12 protein-coding genes and 1 pseudogene are annotated in these 14,998 nt (G+C 35.5%); all 13 read left to right on the top strand.

What is annotated here, in order from left to right; all coding sequences use genetic code 11:
- Window positions 1-7: 7 nt before the first annotated feature.
- Window positions 8-163, top strand: a pseudogene (locus tag H5159_RS21245) (DapH/DapD/GlmU-related protein); the annotation flags it as partial.
- Between the two features lie 439 nt (window positions 164-602).
- Window positions 603-1,592, top strand: coding sequence for an acyltransferase (locus H5159_RS05240; protein WP_182779857.1), 990 nt, complete (start codon window positions 603-605; stop codon window positions 1,590-1,592).
- Between the two features lie 25 nt (window positions 1,593-1,617).
- Window positions 1,618-2,613 (top strand): glycosyltransferase, encoded by a 996-nt coding sequence (locus H5159_RS05235; RefSeq protein WP_182779856.1) that lies wholly within the window; start codon window positions 1,618-1,620, stop codon window positions 2,611-2,613.
- Window positions 2,614-2,616: 3 nt separating this feature from the next.
- On the top strand, window positions 2,617-4,074 hold the full coding sequence (locus H5159_RS05230; RefSeq protein ID WP_182672267.1) for an oligosaccharide flippase family protein: 1,458 nt from the start codon (window positions 2,617-2,619) through the stop codon (window positions 4,072-4,074).
- Window position 4,075: 1 nt separating this feature from the next.
- Complete coding sequence (locus H5159_RS05225; protein WP_182779855.1) at window positions 4,076-5,479, top strand: mannose-1-phosphate guanylyltransferase/mannose-6-phosphate isomerase; 1,404 nt, start codon at window positions 4,076-4,078, stop codon at window positions 5,477-5,479.
- A gap of 33 nt (window positions 5,480-5,512) precedes the next feature.
- Entirely contained in the window at window positions 5,513-6,934 is a 1,422-nt protein-coding gene (locus tag H5159_RS05220) for a phosphomannomutase (RefSeq protein WP_182779854.1), read from the top strand.
- A gap of 16 nt (window positions 6,935-6,950) precedes the next feature.
- Entirely contained in the window at window positions 6,951-7,352 is a 402-nt protein-coding gene (locus H5159_RS05215; protein WP_182672264.1) for a 3-phosphoshikimate 1-carboxyvinyltransferase, read from the top strand.
- 223 nt (window positions 7,353-7,575) lie between these two features.
- The gene (locus tag H5159_RS05210; RefSeq protein WP_182779853.1) at window positions 7,576-8,979 is read left to right on the top strand and encodes an undecaprenyl-phosphate glucose phosphotransferase; all 1,404 of its coding nucleotides are present in this window, start codon (window positions 7,576-7,578) and stop codon (window positions 8,977-8,979) included.
- Window positions 8,963-10,177: an outer membrane beta-barrel protein gene (locus H5159_RS05205; protein ID WP_182779851.1), complete on the top strand. Its 1,215-nt coding sequence runs from the start codon at window positions 8,963-8,965 to the stop codon at window positions 10,175-10,177. The genes H5159_RS05210 and H5159_RS05205 overlap by 17 nt, the downstream gene beginning before the upstream one ends.
- Window positions 10,177-10,695, top strand: coding sequence for a polysaccharide biosynthesis/export family protein (locus H5159_RS05200; RefSeq protein WP_182779850.1), 519 nt, complete (start codon window positions 10,177-10,179; stop codon window positions 10,693-10,695). Before H5159_RS05205 ends, H5159_RS05200 begins: the two co-directional genes overlap by 1 nt.
- 23 nt (window positions 10,696-10,718) lie before the next feature.
- Window positions 10,719-12,926, top strand: a complete 2,208-nt coding sequence (locus H5159_RS05195) for a polysaccharide biosynthesis tyrosine autokinase (protein WP_182672260.1) — start codon at window positions 10,719-10,721, stop codon at window positions 12,924-12,926.
- 14 nt (window positions 12,927-12,940) lie between these two features.
- Window positions 12,941-13,669: a tyrosine-protein phosphatase gene (locus H5159_RS05190; protein ID WP_182672259.1), complete on the top strand. Its 729-nt coding sequence runs from the start codon at window positions 12,941-12,943 to the stop codon at window positions 13,667-13,669.
- Entirely contained in the window at window positions 13,662-14,363 is a 702-nt protein-coding gene (locus H5159_RS05185) for a VpsP family polysaccharide biosynthesis protein (RefSeq protein ID WP_182779849.1), read from the top strand. Before H5159_RS05190 ends, H5159_RS05185 begins: the two co-directional genes overlap by 8 nt.
- Window positions 14,364-14,998 lie beyond the last annotated feature (635 nt).

Here is a 14,998-nt window from a genome sequence, read left to right as displayed (position 1 = left end):
AGTATATATTGAAGATGATGTTTGGTTGGGCCGGAATGTAATAGTTATGCCAGGTATCCGTATTGGTAAGGGGGCCATTGTAGCTGCTGGTAGTGTAGTTACAAAGGACGTGGGTGATTACACAATCGTTGGTGGAGTCCCTGCTAAGCTAATAAGAACTAGACAGTGATTTTTTATATGTTACTTATGTTTATCAATTCAGGATCAAAGATGAAGGAAAGAATAGAGTTTCTCGAACATCTAAGGTACTACGCTGTAATGCTAGTGTTAATAGAACATAAAGCATAACAATTCAACAATTTATTTCTCTGGTATAATGAACTTTGTAAATTCATTTTAACCAGGACGAGTTGGTGTAATTGTATTTTTTAATTACAGGGTTTGTTGTACCTTAAACAATTAATTTTTTACAATAAAGGCTCTACGTTTATATTTCCACATTTTTTGTTGTTGTGCTTTTTGCAGCCTTTATTTTCAATTATACTTTTAGTAACAGGCTTAATTTTACTTTTCTCATACCATGTTTTTGAGAGTAATGTAAATTCTGTTATGAAATTTTCAGTAAGCTTATGTACATCTTTAAAAAGGGATTTAATCTGATTATGAGATATGAATATATGCACAACCTGAGAGGTTTTGCGATATTATTAGTGATTTATGGACATGCTGTTGCGGCATTGAACTCTATAGATGGTATTTATTTGATAAGAGACTTGTTGGTTAATGGTACTGTTCTTTTTGTAGTAATTGCGGGTTATTTTTTTTCTGTTGTTGAAACTAGGTACACATATAAAAAGTATTTATTCAGTAAGCTCAAAAATGTAGTTTTTCCTTATATATTCTTATCTATCCCTGCTATCCTGATTTATATTTTAGGATACAAAAGCCATCACACATGGGTTGATATTGATGTGCTAAGACAGTCTTCTTTAATTGAACAAATAATATTTTACCTTACTACTGGGTCGCATTTAGGCCCACTGTGGTTTATTCCAATGATTATTGTCTTCTATATTTTATTTCCATTTTTCAAGTTAATAAAATACAATCCGCTGTTTAATTTTTTCATTATAATCAGTGTGGTAGTATCAGTATTTGTTGGGCGGCCAGAAAACAATGATAATGCTTTGCAGTCGTTTATTTATTTTATTCCAGCATACTTAATTGGTATTTATATACATGCTAACAAAGGTTTCATTTCAAGCGTCTCGGCTCGCTCTGATATCTATTTAGCTGCGTGTATAATAGCAAGTCTTTTTCTATATTCTTTTTTTGGCTATAACAGCTCAATAGATATGTGCATAAAGTTACTTATATCAATATTCTCATTTGGGTTTTTTTACAAATATCTAGATTTTAAGCTAAAATTTTTCGGGATGTTAGCATCAATAAGTTTTTATTTGTTCTTTGTGCACGGTTATTTAACTGGTGCTGCAAGAATCCTATTGAAAAAGACAAATTATATAGATAATAGCCTGTTACTATCTGTTGCTATTTTTATGTTAGTTACACTGTTTTCAGTATTAAGTTATTTTTTGTTAAAGCCTCTGTTCGGGGTGCGTAAGAAAGAGTTTTTGGGTGCTGATTACTAATATATAGTAAAGTTGAAGGATTATCATGAATAAAAAAGTTTTAGTTATAGCCTCTGCCGGTGGGCATTTAACACAAGCTATGTGTGCTACAAGCCAATGTGATGAAATTGTACTTGTTTCAAATAAAGTAAATATTAAAAAAAGTAATATTTCAAAAATATATAAAATTATAGACACGCAAAAAAATCCTTTTATACATATTTTTAATATTTTTTTTGCGCTGTATGTTTTATTGAAGGAAAGGCCTACTGCAGTTTTTAGTACAGGGGGCCCTATTGCTTTACCTTTTGCATTGATTTGTAAAGTTTCTTCTTTAAAGTTTATATACTTAGATACTTTATCTCGAGTTGTTGAACTTTCTAATACTGGCAAATTAATAAAAAAATATCATTTGTATGATGAGTTTTATAGTCAATGGCAGAGTGTTGCCTCTAAAAATAATACTAAGTATATCGGTAAGTGCTTTGATATATTATCTGAAAATAATTATATACCAGTGACAGAAGCGGTTGAAAGTAAACCTGTTATTTTGGTAACTGTAGGTACAAGCCAGTACGATTTTGATCGTTTGTTTGAAATGCTTTACAAGCAACCTTTGTATGACAATGCCGAGGTGCGTTGGGTTATACAAACCGGGCACAATAAATTAAAGCACTTGCCAGCTAATGGTAAAATTATTGACATGACCACTCGTTCTGAAATGGAGCAACTTGTAAAAAGTGCCAGTTTAGTGATTAGCCATTGTGGTATTGGTAGTATCAATCAAATGCTTGCGTATCAAAAAAAGGTGCTGTTTGTACCGAGGGTGAGTAAGTTTAATGAGTTTTCCGACGACCATCAATTGCAGATAGCGAATGAAATAAGTAGTAAAATTTTCACAGTACTGATGCCTGAGCAGGTTATGCCTACAATTACTTTGGGTGAATTACTTGATAGAAAAATAGTTACATCACCTGTCGATACAACAAATTATAAAATGGCTAATGAATTAAAGAACGTACTTTTTGAGCTTAAGACATAATTTATGAGTAATTTGAGCAATAAGTTAAATCAGGCGATACTTAAAAGTTTAGCAGGTAAATATAGTTTATATATTTTTCAGATAATATCTTTGGCGATACTATCAAGACTTTACACTCCTCAAATGTTTGGAGTTTTGGCTGCTGTAACAGTATTAATATTGTTTTTTCAGTTGATTGCTACATCAGGTCTAGGCCCTGCGGTGATATACGCTAAGACTATTTCAATTGACCAGCGTGATGGTATTTTTACCGCTAGCTTTATTATAGGCATTGTTGGAGCCCTACTTTTTTATATTTTAACGCCTCATATAATGGGATGGTTAGAAATTGAAAATTTATCTTATATCAATTTAGTCTTGGCATTTAATATTTTATTTTCTGCTTTATCAATGCTCCCATTAGCTAGTTTGCAAAAAGATACACAGTTTTTATTAATCGCAAGAGCTGAAATATTAGCTGAATTGCTCTCATTAGCTGTGGCTGTGGTTATGTATTACCAAGGCTTTGGTGTTTTAGGTTTAATAAGTAAGCTAATGGTTGTGCCTATTATAAGGTTTGCTTTTTATCATTTTTCTTCTACAAAATCGTCAATTGGAAAAGCTCATTTTGGGAAGGATATAAAAGCGATATGTACATTGTTTGCAGTTGCTAAGTACCAGTTAGCGTTTAATATACTTAACTTTTTTTCTCGTAATTTAGACACCATACTTATTACTAAATATTTTGGTGCGGTTGCTGTAGGCTTTTATGAAAAATCCTACCAGGTAATGCGTTACCCATTACAGTTATTTACCTTTGCTATTACACCCGCTTTACAGCCTATTTTAACTGAGCATAAGGATAATCCTTTTATTGTAATGAAGGAGTTTTACCGTATAGCTATTAAATTGGCTTGCCTTGGGCTTTTTACCTCTATGGTATTATATTGGTCTGCTGCAGATATAGTATTAATACTTTTTGGCCCACAGTGGGAGAGTACAGTTTATATCTTAAAAGTTTTATCTGTTACCATACCATTACAAATGGTATTAAGTTCTACCGGTGGTATATTTCAAGCTTTTGGCGCAACAAAAGAAATGTTTTATTGTGGTCTTTTTTCATCCACAGCAAATGTTTTCGCTATTGTACTAGGTGTTCTTTCTGGCGATTTACTTACCCTATGTACATTTTTAGCATCCTCTTTTGCTTTAAATTATTTACAATGCTTTTATGTGCTTCATAAATATTTATTTAAAAGTTACCCTATTAAACACTTTTTAATGCTCACTACTCTCATAATAACTGGCTACTTAAATTTGTTTCATAATACAACTTTAAATGATGCATTGAGTATAGGCTACACGGATGCTTTTATAAATGTGTTAATTACAAGCTTGTTAACTTTCACAGTTGTTATTTCACTTTTTTTAACTATTTCAAGATTAGGTCTGCTAGAAGTAAGACCGTTAGATAAGGACTAAAATGATTTTACCTATAGTTATGGCTGGAGGCTCAGGCACACGTTTATGGCCACTTTCTCGTGGGAATTACCCTAAACAATTTTTATCACTAAGTGGTGATAAAACTATGTTACAAGAAACTCTTGTGCGTTTAGATGGATTGAGTCATAGCCCTGCAATGCTTATTTGTAACGAAGAACACAGGTTTATTGCTGCAGAACAGGTACGTCAGTTAGGAGTGGATCATTCAGGTATTTTTTTAGAGCCAGTAGGGCGCAATACCGCTCCTGCAATTGCTTTGGCTGCTTTTAAAGCGATTGAAAACAATCAAGATCCATTGTTACTAGTACTAGCTGCAGATCATGTAATAGAAAATATTTCAGCTTTTCAGGCCAGTGTAGAGCAAGCATCAATACTTGCTGAGCAAGGTAAGCTCGTTACATTTGGTATTACTGGTAATAAACCTGAAACAGGATACGGTTATATTAAACGAGGAGAGCCTTACCAAACAGGTTTTGTTGTTGACAGTTTTGTTGAAAAACCGGATTTAGCTACTGCTGAAACTTACATAGAAAGTGGTGAGTATTACTGGAATAGCGGTATGTTTTTATTTAAAGCTAGTGAATATTTAAATGAATTAAAGACGTTTAGACCCGACATATATAAGGCATGTGAACTTGCTATGCAGGTGCAGAATGATGATATGGATTTCGTTCGTGTAGATAAAGTGGCATTTGAATCATGCCCTGATGAATCCATTGATTATGCAGTAATGGAGCATACTAAAGATGCAGTAGTTGTACCTATGGACGCTGGTTGGAGTGATGTTGGTGGATTTGCTGCTTTATGGGAAGTTTCAAACAAAGATGAAAATGGAAATGCATTTAACGGCGATGTAAAGGCCGTTGATACTAAAAATACTTTAGTGCTTGGTGATGATAAGTTAATAGCAACTGTAGGCGTTAAAGACCTAGTGATTGTAAGTACTAAGGATGCAGTATTGGTCGCTCACAAAAGTGAGTCGCAAAAAGTAAAAGCCATTGTTCAGCAGTTAAAGAATGCGCAGCGATCAGAGGTTACGTTTCATCGAGAGGTATACCGCCCTTGGGGGAAGTATGACTCGGTAGATAGTGGAGAGCGTTTCCAAGTTAAGCGTATTACTGTTAAGCCTGGTGCTAAGTTGTCAGTACAAATGCATCATCATCGAGCAGAGCATTGGATTGTGGTTTCTGGCACGGCTAAAGTACACTTGGACGGTACAGAACAGTACTTAACTGAAAATGAATCTGTGTATATACCAATTACAGCCGTACATGCCCTAGAAAACCCTGGCAAAGTAGACCTCGAGCTTATAGAGGTGCAGTCAGGTTCGTATTTAGGTGAAGACGACATAGTGCGTTTTGAAGACCGATACGGTCGTTCTTAAAAAATAAAAATTTAGTTAATTATAGAGGGTACTATGGATAGTTCGGTTGTTATTAAACAAAGCGGTATAGAGTTTGGCACATCAGGTGCTAGGGGACTTGTAAGTAATTTTACACACGAAGTGTGTTTTGCATTTACGTTAGCGTTTTTAAGTACCCAAACCGGTGTTAAACGTATTGCTATTGCTATTGATAACAGACCGAGCAGCCCAGCGATGGCGAAAGCCTGTATCAGTGCAGCCAAATCTGTAGACGTTGAAGTTGATTACTTCGGTGTTGTACCCACCCCAGCGTTAGCTTACGCTGCGCAAGCTGCCTGCCTCCCTGCAATTATGGTGACAGGTAGTCATATCCCCTTTGATAGAAACGGTCTAAAATTTTATACAAAAACTGGTGAAATAACTAAACAAGATGAGGTTGCAATAATTTCGTCTAGTACTCATTTTGATCAAATAGATTTATTGCCTTTACCTATCTCTGATATGCGCGCCTTTAACCTGTATTTAAAGCGTTATATAGATGTGTTTCCTGCTAACTTATTACATTCAAAAAGAATTGGAATATACCAACATTCAAGTGCAGGCAGAGATTTATATCCCGACTTGTTTAAAGCGCTAGGGGCAGAAGTTATATGTCTTGGCTTTAGTGACGAGTTTGTTCCAATTGATACAGAAGCCGTCGCAGATTCTGATCGAGAGCAAGCGAGAAAATGGTCTGAAGAATATAATCTAGATGCTATTTTTTCTACCGACGGTGATGGTGATAGGCCGCTACTTGCAGATGAAACAGGAGAATATTTTACAGGTGATATATTAGGTTTGTTAGCTTCAAAGAGTTTAGGTATTGATGCGCTTGCTGTACCTGTTAGCTGCATAACTAGTATAGAAAAAAGTGGTTATTTTAAAAAGGTTATACGTACTAAAATAGGGTCTCCTTATGTGATTGAGGAATTCGATAACTTAAAACAAAATTTTAATTCTGTGGCTGGTTTTGAGGCAAATGGGGGGTTTTTACTAGCGTCATCTATTATCATTGATAATAAAAAGCTATTACAGCTACCCACAAGGGATGCCATCTTACCCGTACTGGCAGTTTTAAATTTGGCCGGTAACTTTGCCCTTTCAGGCTTAGTAGAATCTCTCCCGCATAGATTCACTTTTAGCGACCGCTTAAAAGCCATCGAAAAATCTAAAAGTAAGAGCGTTATTGAACGAGGTATATATGAGGTTGATGAGCTCGTTGCAGATTTAGGTTTAAGTCACCTCAAATTAGAATCTAAAAATTCTACTGATGGGTTAAGGCTAAGCTTTAATAACGGTGATGTTGTCCATTTACGTCCCTCTGGTAATGCACCTGAATTACGTTGTTATACTGAGAGTGATAGCTTGAAGGGGGCAAGGGAACTATCAAGGACCACTTTAAATTCGTTTAAAACACTCATTAACGAGATACATTAATAAAAGAGTAATCTGAATGAGTTCTTCACTTAAAAAAGACCCTGCAATACAAAGCTTATTAAAACGGATGCCCGAAAATGTGCAGTCCAGCTTTTCTGACGATCAGTTAGCTCATTTAAAAGTTGCTATTGGTGCAAGGCAGTGGGGTAAACATACAATAGATTGTAGAGGGGTAATTAAATTTTTTAAATATAGGTATTATTTTGTTTTGTTAGCAGGTAGAAATAGGCGAGAGCTTAGCGAACAAGAACAGAAAATAGCGGCATTATCACAAGTTATCACAATATCTATATTTTGTTTGTTTGTAATTACAGTTTTACTATTAATTGTTTATTTGATCAAATCTGCGTTAGGTATTGATATATTTAGTGATTATTCTTTTGGAGTATGGTCTTGGTTTCGGGGGTTGTTTAAATAAAGGCACGATATTTATGTTTATGTTTACAAATGTTTGTGGAATTTACGTAAGTTTATATTTGTTTGTTTTATGCAACTTACTCACTAGTTATAAGTTTTTTGCTTATTATTGCTGTATATATACAATAAGCAATATTGAATACTTTAGTATGATGCTGTAACATTTGTGGCGTAGTTTTGTGGAGCTGATTCACTTTTTAAGATATCTATAGGGATACGATAGTATGACATCTTCAAGGACGTTTAAGCCAAATGGCTCGTCTGATGCAAATTTTTATCGTTTGTTCGATATTTTTGCGTTATTTTTAGCCTTTCAATGTTCTGCTTTATTTTATAGCTTCGAGCTTTCGCCCATTTATATGGTTTCAGTTTTAACCGTTGCTTTGAGTTTTTTATATTGCGCTGAAATATTCTCTGCTTACCGCTCTTGGCGAGCAGGTAAATTTAGAACCATGGTACTTTGTGCTTGGGGGGCTTTATTTGTAGCCTTTGCTGTACTGCTGTTTATATCGTTTAGTTTTAAGTTTACTGAATCGCTCTCTCGAATTGGTTTGGGTTTGTGGTTTTTGCTTAGTATTGTGTTTTTGTATGCTTGGCGTCTTGCTGTGCACTTATTTAAAAGAAGCCGAAGGAAGTTAGGCTTGAATTTACGAAATGTTGCAATTGTTGGGGCAACAGAATCAGCGGTCAATTTGTATAATGAAATAATAAAAAATGATGAACTTGGTTTTAACTTTTTAGGTTTTTTTGACGACAGACAACCCGAACGACTTTTTGAAAATTCTACTAAGCACGATGTGGCTGGACGAATACAAAACGCAGTAGAAGCTGCTCGTAATAGTGATATATCAGTGTTGTATATTGCTCTTCCGATGAAAGCTGATAAGCGTATAGCTGATATTTTACGTCAACTAGGCGACACTACAGTAGATGTACATATTATCCCTGACTTTTTAATATCTAACTTGATACATGCACGTATTGAACATGTTGGTGATGTTGATACTTTAAGTGTGTTTGAATCGCCATTTATAGGTGCACGCGAATTTATGAAACGTACTGAGGATATAATTGTAGCCTCTATTATATTAACGTTGATATCCCCTATTTTAATTGCCATTGCATTTGCTGTTAAATGTACTTCTAAAGGGCCTGTAATATTTAAACAAGACAGGTACGGGCTTGATGGACGTAGAATTAAGGTCTGGAAATTTCGCTCAATGAGTGTTACCGAAAACAGTACAGTGGTTACACAAGCTACTAAAAATGATGTGCGCATTACACCTTTAGGTGGTTTTTTACGACGTACAAGCCTTGATGAGTTGCCGCAATTTATAAATGTTTTAAAAGGTGATATGTCTATTGTAGGCCCACGACCGCATGCGGTTGCTCACAACGAAGAGTACCGAAAAAAAGTAGAGTTTTATATGCTACGGCATAAAGCGAAACCTGGTATTACAGGTTGGGCGCAAATTAATGGTTGGCGCGGCGAAACCGACACTCTTGATAAAATGGAAAAACGTGTTGAATTTGATTTACATTATATTAAGCACTGGTCGTTATGGTTTGATATAAAAATTATTTTTATGACAATTTTTAAAGGATTTAAGAATGCAAACGCATATTAAAACATTTACCCCTATTTTTGCTTTGTTAAGTGTAGGTTTTGCAGCTCCCGCAGCTGCAAATTTAAAGCCAGGTAGTTTCATAACTAAAGATGGCGCAGAACTTACACCAACGTTACAAACTGGGCTTAGTAGTAATGATAACTTTTTTAGCACACCTGATAATGAAGAGTCGCGATTAATCTGGACTATAACTCCTAATGTTAAAGCGGTTATTGATGATGGCCCAGATAGTTATAGCTTAGACTTAGGAACTAGCAGTTCTTTACACAATAAAGATACAGCTGATAACTTTACCCAAGTTAATATTGGTGCCGTTGTACATAAAGAATTTACTAGTCTACATCGTTTAGATATTAACGGTGACGCCGATTGGCTTTACGAGCCCCGTGGTAGTGGCTTGACCGAAGGCTTGGGTGATGCTGTTAATGAGTTAGTAAAATATCAGCAACAAAATGTTTTAGTGCACTACGAATACGGCGCTCAAAGTTCAAAAGCGCAAGTTGCTTTAAAAGCTGGTTTTTTTAGTAAAAAATATCAAAACTTTAGAGAAATATCGCAATACCGTGATTACGATAAATCGTTAATTGGTGTAACTGGTTACTATAATACTCAAGCTTCTACACGTACATTTTTAGAGGTTAAGCAAGAAAACTACCGTTACGATTTTTTACAAGCTAATGGTATTTCACGTGATAGTGATGATGTAAAAATACTACTTGGTATGGAGTGGGAAGCAACAGCGGTTACATCTGGCTCGTTTAAATTAGGTTATCAAAATAAAGACTTTAGCGCTAATGAGCGCCAGAACTTTAGCGGTTTAAGCTGGGAAGCGGGTGTAAACTGGCAGCCACTTAGCTATTCTACCGTGCAATTTACAACTAGCCGCGCGGCTAAAGATCCTTTAGTCCAGGGTGATTACATTAAAGAAAGTACATACGGTATTAATTGGACCCATAACTGGAGTGACTATTTAAGCTCGCTTGCAGGTGTTAATTATACTGACGAGCAATATACTGGCGATGTAGGCCGTAAAGATAAATCTAAAAGTGCTCGTTTAGGTTTAAACTACGTTGCTAGTAATTTTGGTATGGTTTCTACTTACGTCGATTTTATTGATAAAGATTCTACTCAAAGCGCAATAGAGTTTGACCGCGTTATTGTTGGTGTTAATTTTACATTTGCTTTAAAGGCTAATTAATGAAGTTTATTTTTAGTTTAACGCTGCTAGTTTTAAGCAGCGTTTGTTTTGCTCAAACTGCGCAAAGTTACGTAATCGGTGCTGGTGATAAGGTTGAAATAAAAGTATTTGGCCAACCTGATTTAGAGGTTACTGCACTCTTAGGTAATAGTGGTGAGGTTAATTACCCTTTTTTAGGTAAAGTAAAACTTGCCGGGCTCAATACCTCTGAGATTGAACAAGTTATAACGCAAGGGTTAAAGCCTGAATATTTAATAAACCCCAATGTATATGTTCAGGTTATTGAGTACCGTCCTTTTTATATTCATGGTGAAGTAAAAACCCCTGGTGCTTACCCTTATCAGCCTGCTATGACAGTTAATCAAGCTATTGCACTAGCCGGTGGATTAACTGAGCGTGCCTCGGTAGATAAAATTTATATTTTTAAAGAGCAAACTAAACAGCAGCAACAAAAAGGTAATTTAAATAGCCAAATTGCAGCGGGCGATACCATAAAAATAGAGCAACGCTTGTTTTAAAGTAGTTTACAAGGCAGTAATTAATGAATCAAATAAATGAAACTCAAGTCAATAATGAAGATATTATTGACTTTAGCGCTTATCTTAATGTTCTTAGGCGCGCAAAATGGCGTATTTTGAGTTTTGCGACCGTTGTTACTTTATTAACAATAATGGTAGCACTAACGTTAATACCCAAATATGTTGCTACTGCAACTTTACTTATTGAGGCAGAGCAAACTAAAGCAGTTAGTTTTGATGAAATATATGGACTAGATTCGACTAAAAAAGAATATTATCTGACGCAGTTTGAAGTAATTAAGTCCGACAGTATTGCCCGCGAAGTAATTACTAAACTTAATTTAAAAGATCATACAGATTTTATTGCAAAACCGTCAGTGTTAGGTGAACTTAAAACAGCTATAAAAGAGCAACTCCCTTTTTTAAATAAAAAAGAAGAAACGATATATTCTCCTGATGAACAAGCTGACCGTGAAATGTTAGGCTTGCTAACTGCATTTAAATCTCGCCTTTCTGTTTCACCTATTCGTAAAACGCAATTAGTGCAAGTAAGTTTTGAGTCAAGCGATCCTAAATTAGCAGCGCTTGTAGCGAACACTGTTGGTGAAGTTTATATAGATAGCCAAATGCGTGCAAAAATGGGGATTACTCAACAAGCTTCCAGTTGGTTAAATACACGCTTATCGCAATTGCGAATTCAGCTAGATGACTCAGAAGTTCGCTTGCAAGCTTACCGAGAGCAGCAAAAACTTGTTGATATTGAAGGTATAGCAGGGCTTGCTACGCAAGAGCTTGAACAGATATCGCAGCAGTTAATTGTTGCACGCAATGAAAAAAACAACCTTGAAAGTATTAACCGTGTAATAAGTGAGTACGGAAATAATAACTTAGAGCTTTTAGGCAGTATGCCGGAAATCACTTCGCATAAAGTAATACAGGATGTTAAGCGTGAGGTGATACTAGTTGAGCGTAAATTAAGTGACTTAGGTGAGGTTTATGGCCCTAAACACCCTCGCATGATCTCTGCTCAAGCTGAGCTTGCAACGGTAAAAAACAATTTAAATAAGCAAATTAAGGGCCTTATTACCGGCATTGAAAAAGAGCTAAACCGCATTACTCGTACTGTTAGTGCGCTTGAGCGTGACTTAGTTAAAATACGTGCAGAATATCAAGATATTACCCGAAAAGAAACCCAATATAACCAACTAAAACGCGAAGTTGAGACTAATCGAAATATATTTAATACGTTTTTATCTCGCTCTAAAGAAACTGAAGTAACAAGTGATTTTAGCTCTGCTGCCGCACGTTTTACTGATCGTGCCTATGCCCCAAACAAACCAGCAAAACCAAATAAAAAGCTTATTATTATTTTAGCTTTTATAGCTAGTTTTGGTTTTGCAGTAATTATGAGCTTTATATTTGACGCCCTTAACGATACTGTTAAAACCAAAAATGATGTTGAAAGTAAGTTAGCACAGCGCATGCTGGGTTTATTACCGCATGTAAAAATACCTAAAAATAGTGTTTTTCCGATTCACGCATATCTTGATGACAATTACAGGCGTTTTGCTGAATCAGTTCGTACGTTCAGAACTAGCTTGTTATTAACTCAGTTAGAGCGTGATCATAAAGTAATTGCAGTTACATCAAGCTCACCGGGTGAGGGTAAAACAACGACCTCAGCTAATTTAGCTATGTCGCTTGCACAAATGGGTAAAGTATTATTAATTGATGCAGATTTACGTAAACCAAGTATTGCAAAGCGCTTTGATATACCAGTATTTCACCCAGGGTTAAGTAATTTAATTGTAGGCACAGAGCAGTTAAGTGAGTGTATACATGTTGATGTGCAGTCAGGCGTAACTATTATGCCAAGTGGTCAGATTCCTAGTAACCCGTTAGAGCTTTTATCTAACGCGCGCTTTAATGAAGTAATTGATGGCTTGAAAGCTCAATATGACCATATAATTATAGATACACCACCAACACAAGCCGTGAGTGATGCGTTAGTTGTTGCGCAAAGTACAGACTCGGTAATTTATGTTGTTAAGTCTGATATTACGCGAATTAAGCCTATTAAGGCGGGTATTGAGCGCTTGTTTGAATCTAAAGCTCATGTTGCAGGTATTGTGCTTAACCAAGTAGATATGAGTAAAAGTAAAGACGAGCATAGCCATGGTTATTACGATTATTACGATTACTCGCAAAAACCTGAACAACCTAATGCATAGTTAAATGCAAATCTATGATTGATATTCATTCCCATATTTTGCCAGGAATTGATGATGGTGCTAAAGATTTAAATGAATCTTTAGCACTATTAACTATTGCGCAAAATGATGGAATAACTCATATGGTTGCCACGCCACATATACATATTGGGCGATTTAATAATTCGGCTTCGCAATTGTATAGCGAGCTTGCTAATTTAAAAGCACAGGCATTTGTAAATAATATTGGTATTAAACTAGCTGTGGCCGCTGAAGTTAGGCTTGATGTAGAGCTAATGAGTTTAGTGCTTAGTAATAAACTCCCGTTTATTGGTACGCTTAATTCAGTAAATTATTTATTATTAGAACTCCCGCATTCGCATGTTCCCCAAGGCTACGATAAGTTTATAAATTGGCTAGCTAAACAAAATATAAAAGTAGTTATTCCTCACCCTGAGCGTAATCGCGATATTCAAGCTAATCCTTTTTATATTGAGCGTTTAAAGCAATTAGGTTGTGAGTTTCAATTAACCGCTTCAAGCATTGAAGGTGCATGGGGTGAAACTGCTAAAAATATTAGTATAGATATGCTAAAAAAGGGTTTAGTAACCTATGTTGCATCTGATGCTCATTCAGTTAAGCGTAGGCCGCCTATTTTGAGTAAAGCTAAGCATATAGTGAACGAGTTGATAGGCAAAAATGATGCACATAACTTGTTTTTCACTAACCCAAAGCGTTTAACTGAGTCGTTGTTTAATGATTAATATAAATACAAACCGCCTCACACAAATTGTCATACTTGCAGTTATTACATTAGTAATAGGTTATCAAAGCTTACAAAGTATGCGTGCAAATACATGGTATTTTAATGCACTTAATATTTTAAAGCAGCCCAAAGGTTTAATTACTCCTTTAGAGCTCAAACTTGCTAATGATGCTATTATCCTTGCTGTAGAATTAGAACCAACTCAATCTCATTATTGGCAGTTAAGTGCATATGTAAAAATGCTCAATTTAGCTGTAACTATCGACCAAAATAATAATAAGCTTTTGGTTTACCAGCAAGCAGAAAAAGATCTATTAAAGTCATTAGAGTTAAGGCAAACATGGTCAGAAACGTGGATTGCACTGGCACAAGTAGTTAGTTATCAAGAAGGGCCTACAGAACGAGTATATGAGTATATTCAGCAGGCTAAAAAATTTGGGCCGTACAAGTTTGATGTGCAGCTTGGTATTATTCAAATAGCGCTAATGAACTGGCAGAAACTATCTCCAAAGTATAAAGCATTGTATGTTGCTGAATTAAATTTAGCCGTTAAATATGGTTATAAATTTTATCAAGTTTTTGAAGTGGCTAAGCAAGCTGATGCTTTGCCTATTTTATGTTTATCGCTTAAATTTGGCGCCAACTTTGAAGCTGTTAGAACCAGGTGGATCTTTAAAAAACATTGTAATTAGGTTGGTTTTGAAAGTGTTTAGCTTGTTTACGTTAAAGTGAAATGTTAAAAACCAATTGCACAAAGAGAAGAGAATGAGGAGTAAATGAGAAGACACCAAGTAAGCTATTCACGAATTGATTTATCACTTCTCTAAAAGCGCAGTGACTCATAACCTCTTTGTGAATATTTTTTCGGTAAACTCGTTGTTTTTAAACGCCTGCAAGCAGGACGTCTTGTATCTCTACAAGAGAATTGTGCTTACTTATAATCGTGAAGTGGGTTCACGTTAAAGTTAAATCTGAAAAACCAATTGCTCAAAGAGAAGAGAATGAGGAGTAAATGAGTAGACAATAAGTAAGCTATTCACGAATTGATTTATCACTTCTCTAAAAGCGCAGCGTCTCAAAACCTCTTTGTGAATACTTGTTTTATTGGTAAAAGCGTTGCTTTAAACGGCAGCAAGCAGCACGTCTTGTATCTCTAGAAGAGAATTGTGCTTACTTATAATCGTGAAGCGGGTTCACGTTAAAGTTAAATCTGAAAAACCAATTGCACAAAGAGAAGTGAATGAGGAGCAAATGAGAAGACACCAAGTGATCTATTCAACTAACTTATTTATCACTTTTCTAAAAGCGCAGCGTCTCAAAACCTCTT

Source organism: Pseudoalteromonas sp. SG43-1 (assembly GCF_014164415.1).
Lineage (GTDB): Bacteria > Pseudomonadota > Gammaproteobacteria > Enterobacterales > Alteromonadaceae > Pseudoalteromonas > Pseudoalteromonas distincta.
Note: the sequence above shows the minus strand (reverse complement) of the source record. Positions and strands in the feature narration are given on the sequence as shown.